Source organism: Rhizobium sp. CFBP 8762, from assembly GCF_014841565.1.
Taxonomy (GTDB): domain Bacteria; phylum Pseudomonadota; class Alphaproteobacteria; order Rhizobiales; family Rhizobiaceae; genus CFBP-8762.
This window is the reverse complement of record NZ_JACYUD010000001.1, coordinates 644,396-659,478: the sequence shown is the minus strand read 5'-3', so window position 1 is coordinate 659,478 and position 15,083 is coordinate 644,396. Positions and strand designations below refer to the sequence as shown.

Here is a 15,083-nt window from a genome sequence, read left to right as displayed (position 1 = left end):
TCAGACCTCGTAATTCAGGATATTGAACGCTCTGTAGTATTTGTCGTCGTGCAGGCACCCAAAGAGATCGAGCGACGCTCCTGTCGCAAGCGAATGGGTGTAACTTCCGGGAAAGAAAAGAACCGTCGGCTTGTCCTTTGCCGTGCTTTGCAGATTGTTCAGGACGTTGTGCGAGCGGATGTAGGGATACACCTCACCGACGCCTGACAGGAAAATGACGTCGTGGGGCGTTGAGGAAATCGCCTCGCCAATCTTGGGGATCAGATTGGCTTGGGGGTCCAGGACCGACTGAAGCAACTCTCGAAACTCGATTTTATCCGTTTCGGATTCGACGTCAAGAATCTGCTGGAGGATCCCGCGCTCTTCCAAAATACTGAGCGACAAATCGTAGAGGCTGAGGTCCAGGGCGGTCACACGTGCATGGCCAACCCGAGCCACCAGTTGGTGCCTGTCCTCATCCATCGAAAGCCCTTCCTTGGCATCGTAGGGGTAGATGAAGAAGGGCACCTCATTACCGAGGCCCTGTTTGGACAAGAATCGCGGGCTAGTGATCACTCTGAAGAGATGCTCGGAACGAGCTTTGCGTGTGACTGGAAGATTCATGCAATGCCTCCATCGGATTTCAAACCCGGAAATAGCTCGAGATCTGAAGGGCTGTGCTCCGCAATTATTTTGTAGAGCTGCGGCGATATGTATGTCGCAAGGATTTTGTTCTGCCGTGAAATGATGCCAGCCTCGCGCATGATCCGGAAAAGGACTTGCCGTAGCTTCGATCGTGTCATTGGGCTGATGCCCGCGAGCCCGTCATTCCATTCTGCTTTTGTGGCGAGGAAAGTATCGAAATCCTCGACTGGTAACTCGGTTTGAAGGGATAGGAAGCGTTCTCGCACAATCTCCTTGGCAAACTCATATACGAAACGGTATTCGCGACATATTGCCAGCCACAGCAAAGCCTGCTGATCGGTGCGATCTCTCGTTTCACCGAAAAACCGTAACTCTCCATCATTCAGCTTGGACAGCCTACTCGCAATTTCACGAAGGACCCGGTGCCGAGAGGCTGCTTTTGGCAAAGATGTGATGCTGTCGCCAAGCGCCATTTGTCGCGTTTGGCTCCAATCTGCTGACGACTTATGAAGGTTTACGACATCGATGCTTTCGTTGAGAAACAATCCGCCGACGACGAAGGACATTTTGTAGGGCTTACTGCTATCGGCGGCCACGAATTATTCCTTTTTTAAAGCGTCGAGCAGAAGGCCGTTAAACTGGCGTGAAATCATGATTTTATCAGTAGACTGACCTGTAAACGAAAATACATTCTCGAGTCATTATTTGATTGCAAGACTGATATCGCTATCCCGTGTGAAGTGCATCCGCATAGGGGGCAGGCTGCGGAAATCATTTCCGCCTCCTCAACCCTTGAAGACCTTCTCGCGGTGGTATTGCAGAAACTGCGAATGCGGCCGCTCTTCCGCTCGTGTCGGCACCAGCAGGCGTCGCTCTGGATTGATGAGCCGCGTCACGGTGTCGGGAACGCCGCCACTCGCAATCAGCAGGGTGTAGTCGTCATCGACGGAGATCAGGCCGCGATCGAACATCCAATGCACCGTTCCGGAAAGTGCGAGGCCGTTGCGAACGCTATCCGGCCCGCGATCTGCGACCGGGCGAATATGGGCGGCCTGAACTTCGGAGCGGCCGCCGCCATTGATCAGCTTCAGGCCGGTGACGCCGCAAGTGTCCTGGTAGGCCGCCTTGATCGCCACAGAAAACGCTCGGTCCCGGAAGGGGCGCTGTAGCACCTGGGCGACGATCCCTCGGTCTATGCTGTCGACCTCGTAGGGCATCTGCGGATTGTCACCAAACCCAAGACGCGCCTCCTCTGCCGGATCGGGCGCCGGTCGCTCGCGGTCTCGTCCACCAAGCACATGCGCGAAGCCGGCGGCGAGGATCAGGTCGTATTCTTCATCCGGGATGTTGCGGACGGCGCGCCCGAAGGCGCCCTTGTTCGTTGAGCCGTCCTCCTTGCGCAGGCCGCGCTCATAATAGTGGTCAGCCTCCTTGAACGGCACGGCGTGGTCGAACTGCAGAAAGTCCTCGATCAGCGCATAGAAGTGGTCGGCCTTTGAGGGATCCTCAATGATGTCGGAGATCCTGGCCGTCGCGAAATAAGCCTGCTTGCCACCCGTCTTCATGAGATCACCGCTGGGCCGCCGTGGCTCGTAGTAGACGATCCAGTCTCCCCGCGCGGCCTCGACCTGGCGCAGATGGTGCGGGGGAAATGATACCGCTGCTCCGGAAGGTCGTCGTAGGTCGGGTCGACCTTGGTGGTCAGAATTGCCTTTGCCATGAGCGTGCTCTTTCATGCCGACGAGTTGCGGCAGGTCCGTTCTGACTACCAGGCGGGGCAGGATGTTGAAAGGGGCGCGCTTGGGTGCACACAGGCCGGAAAGCACCTCAGGAGGCACTCGTATTAAGTGTAGGATTTTCTTGCCGCAACGATAAGCAAGATTCCTCTGGGGGAGCCAAAAGGTGCCCGTTAGTGAAGTATACATAGTATTATTTTACGTATAAATCTTGGAAACAAATTATTTCAAAACCTTGAGTTGGTTTAATTATTTGGATCTTCTGCCATAATAGTTTGGTAAGTTCACAGAAACTTACTGTCGCAAATACACAAGGAGATAGACTGTGAAGAACATCAATAAAGCATCCGCTTTTGCCTCTGCCGCCCGCCCCTTCTACGAAGAGCACGCGATCGGCGATGATCTGAAGATTGTCCTTGAGGATGAGGCCAAGCACCTCATCGGTGCGCGGCGCAGATCGACCGAAGAAGCCTTCGAAGGCGGGGAGCGTCTCGATAGGGTTGCTTTGCTCCTCCCGGAAGGCACCGTAGAGAAATGGGCCGTCGAGTGCTGCGGCTACACGTCACGCCACATCCGCACTATACGTGCTGTGTCACGCAACTTGAACGCCTATAAGCAGATCCTTGTAGATCTTGCTATTGGTCCGACCGTGCTTGGAAAGCTGAGTGCTGCCACGCCGGAGCAGGTCGAACAGGCCATCGGCTTTGCCGGCATGCACGGTCGCCTGCGGGTGCAGGACGTCACGGCAATTATTGCCGGGTCGAAGTCGGACGTCGATGAGAACCCGGAACGCGATCCGTATGATCTTGGCGGGCTCGACGGGCTCAAGGCGATCATCGCAATCAAGGTCCGCGATGGGATGAAATCGTTCATTGGACACCTTGAGGAGATCCGCACGCATGTCAAAGACGTGCTGCCGAAAAACAACATCGTCAAGAAGGATCTCGCCGAGAAAACCCACCTGACTGCACGTCTCGCACACCGCGAGCTGGAAAGCCTGGTACAGTTCGTCCAGCCGCATCCGAACGACAAGAATACGATGTCATCCACGGCGTTGCCGACGAAATCAGGTTGGGAAAAGATCAGCCGGCTGCTCTACAAAATGGGCAGTGCGACCTATTGGCCCGATAAGGCCGAGCTTCGGATCTGGCTGGAAACCGAGGTGTTGCCGCTGCTGGATTGGGCGGCGCCCGAGAAGGCCGGGCCGACCATGCCGGACGCGAAGGCCGCTGCCCTTGCGGTTCCCGTGGCCGAGACCGTGATGGTCGAAGCTCCCAAGGGTTCGAAGTCGGAGGTAGCCAGTGTGCCATCGCTCGAAGAATCGCTGACGTCGATGGCGGCGGCATTTGGCATGGTCGCCACGGTCGACTTGTCGATGCCGGAGAAGAAGGGGGAGGAATCCATCCCGACTTTGACGGAAGCCCTGGCTAAGACCGAGAAGCGTGTCCAGCGTCCCGCGTTCTTGGCCAAGGCAAAGCCGACCTCGCCACCATCCGCCACGGCTTGAAGTTGGAAGCCCGGTGTACCGTCTTGCCATTGAGTTCGAGAGGGCCGCTTGTCGGCCCTTTCTCATTTTCCGGATCCAGCCAGAATTCTGCGGAAACGAAATCGGTTAGCGATCTACGATCCCATCCAGGTCGGGGACTGTGAGCCCCGCGTTAACCTTGTACCGGCTTCGTTCTCTTTTTGTGATCCGGGTTCTTGAGCCCGGCCTCGGGTCCTGTCAAGTTACGGACGTTCCGGATGGCCGGAACAAGACAGCCCCTGCCGATGCGCTAACATCGACAAGGGCCTGACCCTCAAGCCTTCGTGAAAAGGAATCGGGCTATGACCACGTTTACCTCCAAGGTCCCCACTGGGGAAGTTCTTCGTTCTCTTCTTAACAGCGAAGCCGCCGCGGCTGCCGCATTCCGCCCGCACTCGCTCGGGTTTGGCCGCAATGCGGTTCGGGCTGTGGCTTCGGTCCACGAGCCTGCTATGCTGCGACGCCAGCCGCATCTGGTTCGCTTCGCCGATGTCGAGGCCGATCTTGATCTGCTGATCGATCGCGCCATTGCCGCCATCGTCGATGGCGAGCCGACCGAGGACGAGATCCTTGGTCGTTACGTCAATATCGCCTCGCTCGTCCGGGCGGTGTCATTCCGCGAAGGCAAGCTGTTGGAGCAGGCGGTCGACCGCCTCGCCAAAGCGAACCCCAACATCCTCGTCTTGACGCAGTCCCTGAAACTGCCGCTGGTCAAGGCGGCGATGGAAGCCCTGTCCGGAAACGACTGGACCAGCCTCGACGGCGTGAAGCTCGATTGCGAGGCACCGGCGAAAGGCAGCTATACCCCGGACCTGATCGTGGTGAACCGCGCCCGGCATACGGCCTACATCTTGGACCTCAAGCGGTCGCTTGCGTCCTATGGTGATACGAGCCGGCTAGAAGAATTGAAGATCAAGATGATGGCGGGAGCGATGGTTCTGCCGGACTGGCTTTACAAAAACCACAAGCGGTTGATGGTCGACACGGTCGAAGTGGCGATCGTCGATGGTGCCAGCCGCCCGAGCGATCATGCCAACGGGGTCTGGGCTCTGTCCGAGATTGACGACCTCCTAGAGATCGATGGTGTCGCCGCCTGCATGGCCGAACTGCGTCGGCGCTTCGGTCGTCGTGTACAGCAGCTTCTCGAAGCCGAGGCGCGCAGGGCGATCGGGGTAAACGAACAGCCTTTGACCGCAGCAGCCGAGGTGGTCAGCCCTTCGTCAGTCCCCATGCACTCGCGGATCAACCTCAACGGGCCGAGCCGGACCTTCGAAGAAGACCAGGCTGCCCGCTCAGGTGATGATGATCTTGCTCGTGATGATCGCACTTGTGATGATCTGGGCGACGATGTCTTCGGCCCGTGCGATGAGATCGAGGATGACGCGCCGAAGCCGATCTTCTTCCGCGTCGGCTATGCCCGTCGTCCGGCGGCGCATTGATCCAAGTGTCCTGATCGTTTGAACGCCGTGCCCTGACGCTTGTCGTCAGGCAACGGAAGTCGACCGCCATGGCCAGGGGCCGTGGCTCCTCATCCTTCCTTCATCTCATTGGCGCCGGATCCCAATGTGGTCTGGCCAAGGAGCCGTCATGTCTTCCGACACCCATCCGGATGTGCCGCCGCGCATCCGTTGCGAGACGATCTCGCCCACTTCATCGCCAAGCCTCGCCTGCCATCGCTCACATGGTACTATCCTCCACTATCCCGGATCCGGTCTCGGCCGTCCACTTGCCGACGATCCGGCTGTGCTGATCGGATTGGCGCTCGGACATGTCCGGCAGGGAGAAGGGCTTACCGGCACCGTACCGGACACCATCATCGATCGACTGCGGGCGCATGCCGATCACGGCAATCCGGCTTGCCGCCTGTTGCTCGATTGGTTGGCCGGACGAAACCGCGATCTCGTGGCAATGTCTTCACCGGATCCCGTCAAACCGGATCGCGCTGCGTCCCGCCCCGGTCGCCGCATGATCCGGGAGCGCCGCCAAGCAGGGCCGGGCAGTTTAAGGCGGCGCAAGCCGACGACGACCCAGTCGCCCGATCCCAAAGCGGCAATTATTGCCGCGACGACGGAGGGCAGGGTCGATGAATAAGCTGTCGCGTCTCCTCATTCGCCGCCTCGAGCGGATCGCCCGCCGTGAGGCGCAGCGCAATGGCCATCGCAATGGTCTGCTGCACATGAAGATCGTCGAGATCGGCGGCCATGTCATGCGGCACTATGAACCGGCCTTCGATACGTCTCGTCTGTCCGGAGATCGTGATCGCGACCTGGCATGGCTGCGCCGGAATTTTGGCAGCTATCTTCTGCCGCCGCCTCAGCCGTCCGACATCGTCGTGACCGAAGGCAGGCCTCATGCATTCGTCCCGCCGTTTCCATCCGGAGGGACGCAGGCCGGAACCGGTGAACGTATCTGTGCCGTTGATCATGCTCGCCGGGCTTACGCCGTCGGCCTGGTCGGCCGGGCGGGGAAGTCGCCACTGGTCAGCAACATCGTCGCCAGCCTCGTCCTTGCCCGCGCGATCGAGAATGGCCCCGTGCCCTTTGCCAAGATTGTGCGTGCTGCTGCCATGTCGGCGCCCGTCGTGTCACTGCATGCACCGATGGCCGGCTTCGAGCAGTCCATGCGGCGGTTGATCGAGGTGCCTGGCTTCATTCCTGGTGGGGCGCCGAATGGAATTGATGGTGACTACGTCTATGACGACGCATCTTTTGCTGCGTCCGAAGGAACGGGACGGACCTATATCCAGTTCATCGGAGACAATGTCCGGCGCATCGGTGGAGCGGCACTGCAGCGGCGGTTGGTCAATGCCCTGACCCGGGACTATCCCGTCGTGGCCATCTCGGAGAGGTCTGAGACTATCCCGTCCGAGATTACCATTGCCGCCGATGTGGATCTCGTCTCCGGATGGCTCGATTACGCGTTCGTCAGTACGATGATCGAAGCGATGCATGGCGCCAGCGGTATCGCCGCGCTGGAACAGTGGTCGAATGGGTATGATGCGCACTACCTGACGATCGACGACATCGTGCTGGCGTTCAGGCCGGGGCGCAGTGCCCCGGAGGTGATCGCAGTGCTGGCTTCGCTCACTGAGCGCAATCGCATTGCGGCCCGGGACGGCGATGATGGCGAAGCCGATCCGGCTACGACCGACGCCGGCAAGCCATCGAAGTCGAAGAAGGATGCGGCATCGTCAGACAAATCCTCGTCCGGAAAGGACAGCGGCGGCGGATGGAAGCGTGACAAGCCATCCGGCGCCGAAGTCATTCAGCCGGAGCCGATGAATGAAACTGTTGCGCCGGGTCGCCCGTCACTGACGGTCGATACCCTCTCCGGATACGGCAAGGCCAAAACCTGGGCACTGGATCTGAAGGTGGATCTCGCCGACTACCGGGCAGGCTCGCTTGCCTGGTCGGACATGAGCACCAAGCTTCTGCTCTACGGTCCGCCGGGGACCGGCAAGACGACCTTCGCCCGCGCGCTGTGCAACAGCCTGCAGGTTCCGCTGGTCGTCACCTCCGTTTCCACCTGGCTGCAGGGTGGGCATCTCAACGATGTCATCGACAAGATGGCCAAGACCTTTGCCGAGGCCCGCGCGATGGCGCCGTCGATCCTGTTCATCGACGAGATCGACGGCATCGGCAAACGGCAGCCAGCGGAACAGGAGTACGGCGACTACTGGAATACTGTCGTCAACAAAGCGCTCGAACTGCTCGATGGTGTGGTGAAGAGCGAAGGCCTGGTCATCGTCGGTGCCACCAATCGGCCGGAACAGATCGATGACGCGATCAAGCGCTCGGGGCGACTGGAGACCCACATCGAAATCCCCATGCCCGATGTCGCCACGCTCGCGGAAATCTTTGCCCACCATCTCGGTGATGATGTTGCGGCACTGGTTAGCGAGGCTGGATCGAAGAGCACTGACGCCGAGGACAGATGTTCAAAGGATGCCGGCGCCTTGATCGAAGAACCGTCGGCGTTCGACGGGCAGGCCTACAACAACGACGATGACGAACCTCGTTCCGAAGAAGTCCGGAAGGGAGCAGCAAAATGACCGCCACATCGAAGCAGGGCATTCAACCCGCCAAGCCTCACGCCGCCGTTCAGGCGGTGCTGAACCGCCTGGCGACCCGCGCCATGGGTCTGACAGGCGCCGACATCGAGCGGATCGTTCGCCAAGCTCGGCTGAAAGCGCGGCGCGAGAAGCGGTCGATCCGCTACGAAGACATCGAGGACGGCATCCGGATGGACCGGCCGCAGGTACCGTATGACCTGCGCTGGCGCTTTGCCATCCATGAGTCAGGGCATGCGGTCGTTCACCACGCTCTCCGGCTGGGGCCTATCCATGGCCTCAACATCGACGCGCCCGGCGGTGGCTACAGCCAGCTTGGCTTCACCGCATCCGGCAGCGATACGCTCGGCTATCGGGAGGACATGCTCGCCATGCTGATGGCGGGTAGGGCAGCCGAGCAGATCGTGGTTGGCAGTGTCTCGGCGGGATCAGGTGGCTCCGACGACAGCGATCTGGCGCGGGCGACGAAGCTTGCACTCGCCATGGAGCGCTCTCTCGGCTTCGGCGCCATCCAGCCGCTGCTCTATCGGGACGACAAGGACCCGACCGCCGTGCTCGATGGCAATCCGGATTTGGCGGCTCGCATTCATGCTCGGCTTGAGAAGGCGCTCGCACGGGCGGTGGAGACCCTCACCGAAAACCGGGACGGGCTTGATGCCTTGGTCAAGGCGCTGTTCGATGCCCAGGCGCTCGATGGCAAGGCGGTGAAACAGCTCCTCAAACACAGTGATCGTGCCGGAGGAAGCTGATAGCCTTCGGCGCGCGTCGTAATGGGGAGCAAGGTATGAATGTCGCTGTCGTCGCCCACTGCGACTGGAGTATGGACAGGAAGAAGCGCTGGATGGCGGTTGCCATCCGGGATGGCATGCGCTGGCAGGTCCATGCGCCGGAGCTGGTGGGCGACACGTCGACCCTGATTGACCGGATGAAGGCCAGATCGGTGGAGAGAGGCGCTCTGCTCCTCGGCTTCGATTTCCCGATCGGTCTTCCGATGGCCTACGCGCGTGCCACCGAGCTTGGTTCGTTTCGTGAAGCGCTTTCCTCGTTCGGATCGGGTATCTGGTCGAACTGGTATAGCGTTGCCGACCACCGTAGCCGTATCTCTCTCCACCGCCCGTTTTATCCGGCGCGGCCGGGCGGCACCCAACGCGCTCATCTCTTCGATGCTCTCGGCGTAACCGATCCGCAGGCGCTCTTACGTCTCTGCGAACGCGCGGCCCCGGATAGGCAGGCCGCCTGCATGCTGTTCTGGACGCTCGGCGGCAATCAGGTCGGAAAGGGCGCCATCACCGGATGGCGCGAGATGATCGTCCCCCGGCTGGACGACATCGGCCTCTGGCCTTTCGACGGCCGCCTCGCCGATCTCCTCGATACCAGGCCATGCATCATCGCTGAGACCTATCCCGGTGATGTCTACCGACAGCTCGGCATGCCCCGCGGCGGCTGGAGCAAGCGGCGGCAGAGCGACCGCCAGCGGATAGCGAAGTCGATGATACCGTGGCTTTTGGCACGGCCGGATCTCGACGCTCATGCTTTCTTGCCGATGATCGAAGATGGGTTCGGCGCAGACAAAGCCGGTGAGGACCGTTTCGATGCAGCCGTCGGCCTGCTCGGCATGCTCGACGTCGTCGACGGGCGGCGCGACGAAGGCGTTCCGGATATCGATGGGGTGCGCAGATGGGAGGGTTGGATCCTCGGTCATCATCGCAATGATGCAACCTAATCCGAGACGACGTGAGGCAGGTTGTCGGCAACGTACCTCACGTCTTCAGGACCTGAGACAAATTGCGCTCTTTTGATTCCGAGTTCGGGATTTTTGATTCAGAACTCAAACCAAACGATTCAGCAACGCCGTTTGCGGCAGGTCAGCCTGTGTTGACGCGCGGTAAGTTGCCCGCAACGCGAAACAAATTGCGCTCTTCTGATTCCAAGCTCTGAGCTTCCGATTCCCTGCTCTATATTTTCGATTCCGCCAAACGGCGCTTGCGCCGGTCGGCCGGTGCCCTGACCATTTAGGAGGCCGAGGATTGGGAGGGCGAATGATGAATGCAAAGGCGGCAAGGCAGCGGCAGAAGGCGCTTCGTGATGCGAACAGGAGTGCCCGTCGGCCTGAGCGGGATGATCTGGCGAGGGTGGCGCTGTACTGGCTCATCCGTAGGGCGGTCGATAAAGGCCAGGAGGCCGAACTCCAGAAATTCCAGGATGTGATCGTGTCGATGCTGAGCGATCAAGGCTTCGATGAGGGCGAATGCGATAAGGTCTTCGACGATCTCGTCTCGAAATACCGGTCCGGTGGCCTTCCGTTCCGCCGGAAGCTTCACCTCCTCTATCCCAACGGTGTCGACCAGGACGCTTGAGCCGTCATTCATCTCAGACCACCCCCGGTTCCGGTGCTGCTTGTTGCTGGTACCGCTCAGCGCCCAACGGCGTTTGTCCATTTCACGAGTTCTCCCCCCATTACTTCGTAAAACGCCGTTCGATTCTGAATCGAATTTCCAGAGCGTTCCGTGGGCTCCAACGCTTCATTAACGCGCTTCGCTTAGCTCGACCGCCCCCCTGAACTGAGGGGTCCAGTAACAACGAGTATGAAGTGAAATGACGAAACTTACCGCAATGAAAGCCTTCCAGCGCAAGATCGACGCCTATTGCGCGGTGCGACTGTCCCCAATCTTCTCGACCAACGATGCCGACGCCCTCAATGCCTATATGCGGCGTCTCATCGAGCGACGATGCGGTCCGCAGCGAACCGGAGGTCACACGGATTGGGATGTGGTTGCCCGGCTGACTGGCGTGGATGCAGCGATGCTCGCCGTACATCACCGTGCAATCGATCCGGCCTTTGATGCCATCATTCGATGGAGCAAGGATGGCGACGCCGGGAAAGATACGTCACCCGGTTCGCGCCAATCTACCGTAAACAAGAAGAAGGCGCTTTTGGCCGATCAGCCGAAGGCTCGTCCGGGAATTGTCGCAGCAGACAACACGCGGCGTCGGGACGATCTCCCGAAACGAAAGCCCGCGGACATCATCGAGTTTCCGGAACCCTTGTTCCAGCAATGGACCGATCCTTCCGGTCTCGCTGAGGCGCTCCAGCTTCATATGCGGCGGCATGGCGAGACGTATTGGGTCCTCCATCGTTCCGTGGTTCGCTCCGATGAGCCGATGGACAAGAACACACTGCTGAGCTGGATCGAAGGACGGCGCGTGCCACGCAGCACCGACAGCTTTGACGTGCTCGGGCGGATAGAGCGTCGCTACCGCCTTCCGGACGGGTACTTCAAGGCAAAACTTCCGCATCAGTCACGGTCAGCGTCCGGATTCAATCTGTCGGAACTCGACCCGGCTGAACGTCGAAGGATCGCTTGGCATCTCCCGGACGACTACAATGCTCTGCCATTTGCTAAGCGCCAGGAGATCTTGGATTGGGTGCGTCGTGTGATCATCAGCGGCTCAACGGATTACAGAAAATTCCAGGCGGCCGCAGCCAAGCAGCGTTACGCCATCCGCTTCCCGGGCGTGTCCTATGGCGGACGTGCACCGCGAGACGGCAAGATCGCGGTGCCGGCAAACTATGAGGAGACATGGATCGAGGATCCCGATCTCCTGTCGGGCGTTGTGGATGCACCGCCCGCATTGGCCCTGGAAATGGCAGACCTCGTCCGCTTCAAGACCTCGGCCCTCACGTCGATTGGTTTCCAACGCAACGGCGTCTGGGGCGAGGAGACGGCTTCTCAGAAGATCGAGCATCTGGGGCTCATGTTCGGCGCCTTGGCGGCGTCGAGGACGGGCGAGATCAAGGGTTACGGCGTGCCGGTCCGCCACCTGACATTCGGTCTGCTTATCTTCCCGGGCATATGGGACTGGTATCTGCAATGGCGTGAAAGCCGTCGCGGTTTCTATACGGCCTGGGAAGTCGATATGCTGCGGATAGCGCTGGCGATCACCAAGGAAGGCACTGGATGGCTTCGACAGCATCCTTAACTTCTCGCTCGCGTTCAGCCCATTCCCGGTCTCGTCTCCCAAAACGAGATCGACTATGCCCGAGAGGATTGGCATGGTGCGTGTGAGGATTTCCACAGCCACGCCGCTCATCGCGTAAAGGAAATCCAGCGCATCGCTCGCGTCCATCGCGATCCGTTCGAGCCGATCATGCCAGTGCTCGAGGCCGACAGTCCGGTTGGCGAATATCGTAAGATCACTGAGGAGATCATTCGCCTCATGCCGGACGAAGAGCGTTATCCGCGCCCGGCCGCAGAGGCAGTTAGATCGTTCCTCATGTTGCGGCTGGGATTGCATCTGGGGCTTCGCCAGAAAAATCTCCGGCAATTGATGCTATGCCCACGCGGACAGATGCCGCGTCCGGAACGTGTCCTCGAAAAGCTGAAGCGCGGAGAGATTCGCTGGAGCGAGCGAGACCGTGGCTGGGAAGTGCTGATTCCAGCAGTGGCCTTCAAGAATGCCCATTCGTCATTTTTCGGAGACAAGCCGTTCCGACTGGTTCTACCGGATCTGCTCGACCTCTACCGTTATATCGATGACTATGTCGAACGGCATCGCGCTACGCTTCTCAGGGGCGTTGCCGATCCGGGAACGTTCTTCGTGAAAACCGTCAAGACGACTAGCACCGATGCGGCATATGACGTGACGACCTTCTACGAGGCCTGGAGGCTGACCATCCAGCGTTACGGCATCTATAATCCCTATACCGGCCGAGGGGCGATCAAGGGTCTGCTGCCTCATGGTCCTCACAATGTTCGAGACGTGCTGGCAACGCACATCCTGAAGCAGACCGGCTCATACGAGCAGGCAAGTTACGCCATTCAGGACACGGCTGATATGGTGGCCAAGCACTACGGCCGTTTCCTGCCGCAGGACAAGGCGGCACTGGCGGCACGAATTCTCAATCAGGTTTGGGAAGCAGCTTAGTTTTCTGGAATGCTGAGGCGGAAATCATTTCCGCCTCAGCATTCTATTTCTTGCCCTCGCGTGCCCACGGCGGCGGCTGCTTCTTCTCGATCCATGGGAGAAGATGCAGAGGCTGTCGTTCGACGCCCGATGTGATGACCGGATAATGTTTAAGAGCACTGCGCATCAACGGAAGGCCTGCTGGGTTGGTGTATCGCGTGTTGGTTTCGCTACCCTCGCTTAGCCGTCCAGAGATGTCGTCGATGACTTCAGTCGGCACACCCGCCTGTTTCAACGTATCGGCCATGCCGTGCCTAAGCGCGTGAATTGCTCGATCCCACATATTCTCACCGAGCGCTCCCTGCATGATTGGGACAAAGGTGTCGTAGAACCGATCTCCGGGATCGTTATCCGTCTTGTCAGAGAAGAGATCCGGGAAAAGTGCCTCGTACCCCAACTGCTTGATGGCTTGAACGTAGTCGATGAAGCCCAAGCGGACCAGCTCCTCCGGCACAGGTAGTAGTCGCTTTGACTGTACATTCTTCAATCCACGAATGCTGTTCGTACGAAGGATGATGACGTAGCCGTCGCCATCCTTTGCAATGTCATTCACATGAAGTCCGGCAAACTCTTTCCGTCGGGGGCCCAGATAAGTGAACAGGATCGGCAGAAAATAAAGCGAATCGTGGAAGACTTGTTTTCCCGGCTGGCGCCTTTTCCCGCGCAGATGCCCATGCGAACCAACATAAAGCGGGCTGGAAAAAATCGGAGCGATATCCGCCGGGGATGGCTTGAATTGTTTGCCACGGACCTCGCCAGCCTTTGGCTTTCTCGGGCGCAAGCCCTCAAAGGTCCATTCCTCGATTTCGAATCCGTGACCTTTCAGGTGCTTCAGGAAATGTTGCAGGTTTCCAAAGTGTTTGCGGATCGTTGTTGAGGCCAGGCCGACATTCGCCTTAGTGCCGGAAGCCTCCGCCGCCAGGCGTAGCTTTTCTCCCTCATTACGGAGTTCCGGTGCCGACATGATGCGCATCCTGCTGCTGCGTCCCCAATTTGTCGGAATGTGGTTGAGGTGCTGGCGCAACTGGCCAATGTGAAATTGCTTAATCTGCCCGGAATGCTCAACGCCATGCTCAATGAGCACCGATTTGAACATCCGCACCAGCGCCATTGCATCCCGCGCGGTCGCTGGCTCCCATTCGTCTCCCATGTTGGCGATAAGCTTTTCGCACTCTTGCTCGAAATCGGAAACGGCGACCACCCGTTGCTCAGCCTCGGAAGCTTTCGAGGCGGACTTCTTCGTAACTGCCGGGCGCGGGGTCAGATCGAGCTGGGTGATTTCCGTTTCTTCTGGAATGGCGATCAGAGCCGTCGGCAAGGGCCGCTCATGCAAGGAAGCCGGAAGAGCAGGATCTGAAGCTGCGGTGTCCGCCGCCTGGCCCTCAGGAACAGGCGCAAGGGCTCTTCCCACGCCTGTGAACTCGCTTTGACTTTTGTCGACCAGTTCATGACGCTCTTCGATATCGAGAAGAGCCGCGGCACGACCCTCGAAGATCTTTGACATGGCGCGCTGACGATTAGCGACGGTGTCGTCGATTTCGAAATTGTAGATCAGTCGTCGGATGCCGTCTTCGAAGCCAGGGCAGCGAGCGATTGCCAGTTCGCCCCGATAGTTCGTCCCGATAGCGTCGATATGCGATGCCGGGACGCCGTTGTTCAGGAGGTAGGCAAGGCCAGCGCAGCCACTCTCCAGCGTCAGCTCCACCCGGCTCCCGAACTTCGCGACGAGCTGGCAGGCCCAACCTGCTTCGAGATCGAGTTCCATCTCAACGACATCGCCGCCGCGCCCGTTGCGGCGGGCCATCATGTTGATGTCGTCGAGCCGTTCGAGTTCCTTGTCGCGCTCATGCTCGAACAGTTTCTGGAGCTGCTGCTTGGACATCGCTTCCTTCGAATGCGTCTTCAATTCGGCCAGCCGCGTATTGAGCTTTCGGCCAATGATCTGAGCCTTTTTATGGTCGGAACAATGAAGGCTGAGTGAAAGCCGGCTGCCGGGCTGGCATTGAGTGAAAGCGGCCGGAACCCGGGGGCGCCAGTAGAAGATGTTTCCGCGGCGGATGAGATTCTCGACCTCGTGGCGCACAGCCATGACGAACAGACCCTGTATCAAGCCTGAAGGTTCGACCGCGCCGATTTCGGCTGGGCATCACCTTTGGGCATCAGT

The 15,083-nt window shown here is 59.2% G+C and carries 11 protein-coding genes and 1 pseudogene; 8 read left to right on the top strand and 4 right to left on the bottom strand.

Annotated elements, in window-relative coordinates:
• The 3 genes from IFT84_RS03110 to IFT84_RS03100 form a co-directional block, all read right to left on the bottom strand.
• Positions 1-603 (bottom strand): DUF1788 domain-containing protein, encoded by a 603-nt coding sequence (locus IFT84_RS03110; RefSeq protein ID WP_192117158.1) that lies wholly within the window; start codon positions 601-603, stop codon positions 1-3.
• Positions 600-1,220, bottom strand: coding sequence for a BrxA family protein (locus IFT84_RS03105; RefSeq protein WP_197975415.1), 621 nt, complete (start codon positions 1,218-1,220; stop codon positions 600-602). Before IFT84_RS03105 ends, IFT84_RS03110 begins: the two co-directional genes overlap by 4 nt.
• Before the next feature lie 189 nt (positions 1,221-1,409).
• Positions 1,410-2,189, bottom strand: coding sequence for an HNH endonuclease (locus IFT84_RS03100; protein WP_244651055.1), 780 nt, complete (start codon positions 2,187-2,189; stop codon positions 1,410-1,412).
• Between the two features lie 496 nt (positions 2,190-2,685).
• Here IFT84_RS03100 and IFT84_RS03095 point away from each other — a divergent pair, with 496 nt between their 5' ends.
• The 8 genes and pseudogenes from IFT84_RS03095 (at position 2,686) to IFT84_RS03060 (ending at position 12,880) form a co-directional block, all read left to right on the top strand.
• Positions 2,686-3,867, top strand: coding sequence for a hypothetical protein (locus IFT84_RS03095; protein ID WP_192117157.1), 1,182 nt, complete (start codon positions 2,686-2,688; stop codon positions 3,865-3,867).
• A 320-nt stretch (positions 3,868-4,187) separates the two neighbouring features.
• The gene (locus tag IFT84_RS03090) at positions 4,188-5,324 is read left to right on the top strand and encodes a hypothetical protein (RefSeq protein WP_192117156.1); all 1,137 of its coding nucleotides are present in this window, start codon (positions 4,188-4,190) and stop codon (positions 5,322-5,324) included.
• Positions 5,325-5,472: 148 nt separating this feature from the next.
• On the top strand, positions 5,473-5,976 hold the full coding sequence (locus IFT84_RS03085; RefSeq protein ID WP_192117155.1) for a hypothetical protein: 504 nt from the start codon (positions 5,473-5,475) through the stop codon (positions 5,974-5,976).
• Positions 5,969-7,936 carry an ATP-binding protein gene (locus tag IFT84_RS03080; protein ID WP_192117154.1) on the top strand — a complete coding sequence of 656 codons (1,968 nt, stop codon included), beginning with the start codon at positions 5,969-5,971 and terminating at the stop codon, positions 7,934-7,936. The genes IFT84_RS03085 and IFT84_RS03080 overlap by 8 nt, the downstream gene beginning before the upstream one ends.
• Positions 7,933-8,703: an ATP-dependent Zn protease gene (locus tag IFT84_RS03075; protein WP_192117153.1), complete on the top strand. Its 771-nt coding sequence runs from the start codon at positions 7,933-7,935 to the stop codon at positions 8,701-8,703. Before IFT84_RS03080 ends, IFT84_RS03075 begins: the two co-directional genes overlap by 4 nt.
• Positions 8,704-8,738: 35 nt before the next feature.
• Complete coding sequence (locus IFT84_RS03070; protein WP_192117152.1) at positions 8,739-9,677, top strand: DUF429 domain-containing protein; 939 nt, start codon at positions 8,739-8,741, stop codon at positions 9,675-9,677.
• Positions 9,678-9,993: 316 nt separating this feature from the next.
• Positions 9,994-10,311 (top strand): hypothetical protein, encoded by a 318-nt coding sequence (locus IFT84_RS03065; RefSeq protein WP_244651054.1) that lies wholly within the window; start codon positions 9,994-9,996, stop codon positions 10,309-10,311.
• Between the two features lie 238 nt (positions 10,312-10,549).
• Positions 10,550-12,880 (top strand): annotated as a pseudogene (locus IFT84_RS03060) (hypothetical protein).
• A gap of 43 nt (positions 12,881-12,923) precedes the next feature.
• Here the strand turns inward: IFT84_RS03060 and IFT84_RS03055 are convergent.
• Positions 12,924-15,008 carry a DUF6538 domain-containing protein gene (locus IFT84_RS03055; protein ID WP_192117151.1) on the bottom strand — a complete coding sequence of 695 codons (2,085 nt, stop codon included), beginning with the start codon at positions 15,006-15,008 and terminating at the stop codon, positions 12,924-12,926.
• Between the last annotated feature and the right edge of the window lie 75 nt (positions 15,009-15,083).

Coding starts and splice junctions, on each gene's coding strand:
- IFT84_RS03055 (WP_192117151.1), bottom strand. CDS start 15,008: ATGGCTGTGCGCCACGAGGTCGAGAATCTCATCCGCCGCGGAAACATC.
- IFT84_RS03075 (WP_192117153.1), top strand. CDS start 7,933: ATGACCGCCACATCGAAGCAGGGCATTCAACCCGCCAAGCCTCACGCC.
- IFT84_RS03065 (WP_244651054.1), top strand. CDS start 9,994: ATGATGAATGCAAAGGCGGCAAGGCAGCGGCAGAAGGCGCTTCGTGAT.
- IFT84_RS03100 (WP_244651055.1), bottom strand. CDS start 2,189: ATGAAGACGGGTGGCAAGCAGGCTTATTTCGCGACGGCCAGGATCTCC.
- IFT84_RS03080 (WP_192117154.1), top strand. CDS start 5,969: ATGAATAAGCTGTCGCGTCTCCTCATTCGCCGCCTCGAGCGGATCGCC.
- IFT84_RS03090 (WP_192117156.1), top strand. CDS start 4,188: ATGACCACGTTTACCTCCAAGGTCCCCACTGGGGAAGTTCTTCGTTCT.
- IFT84_RS03085 (WP_192117155.1), top strand. CDS start 5,473: ATGTCTTCCGACACCCATCCGGATGTGCCGCCGCGCATCCGTTGCGAG.
- IFT84_RS03110 (WP_192117158.1), bottom strand. CDS start 603: ATGAATCTTCCAGTCACACGCAAAGCTCGTTCCGAGCATCTCTTCAGA.
- IFT84_RS03070 (WP_192117152.1), top strand. CDS start 8,739: ATGAATGTCGCTGTCGTCGCCCACTGCGACTGGAGTATGGACAGGAAG.